Origin of the sequence: Streptomyces beijiangensis (assembly GCF_017315755.1) — a bacterium.
GTDB lineage: Bacteria > Actinomycetota > Actinomycetes > Streptomycetales > Streptomycetaceae > Streptomyces > Streptomyces beijiangensis.
Window position 1 is genome coordinate 1 of sequence record NZ_JAFLRJ010000653.1, and the last position, 396, is coordinate 396.

Consider the following 396-nt stretch of genomic DNA (forward strand, 5'->3'; position numbering starts at 1 on the left):
CGCGGACCGGCCCAGGGCGAGCTCACAGCCAGGGGTCGATACCATGGGTTCTTCCGGACCTGACCGGGGGACCCGGACCCGCACGAGGAGCGCTCTTGCCAGACGAGGCCCAGCCCGCAGCCGCCGCGCAGCCCGACCAGCCGGAGAACAAGCCCGCTGCGGCCCCCACCACGCCCCCCGAGCCGTCCGCGGGCCTGGGCTTGTCCGCGGACGGCTCGGGGGGCGTGGTGGGGGCCGCAGCGGGCTTGTTCTCCGGCTGGTCGGGCTGCGCGGCGGCTGCGGGCTGGGCCTCGTCTGGCAAGAGCGCTCCTCGTGCGGGTCCGGGTCCCCCGGTCAGGTCCGGAAGAACCCATGGTATCGACCCCTGGCTGTGAGCTCGCCCTGGGCCGGTCCGCG

The 396-nt window shown here is 75.8% G+C and carries 1 protein-coding gene; it reads right to left on the minus strand.

Annotated elements, in window-relative coordinates:
* Positions 1–22: 22 nt before the first annotated feature.
* The gene (locus tag J0695_RS37955; RefSeq protein ID WP_206969382.1) at positions 23–301 is read right to left on the minus strand and encodes a hypothetical protein; all 279 of its coding nucleotides are present in this window, start codon (positions 299–301) and stop codon (positions 23–25) included.
* Between the last annotated feature and the right edge of the window lie 95 nt (positions 302–396).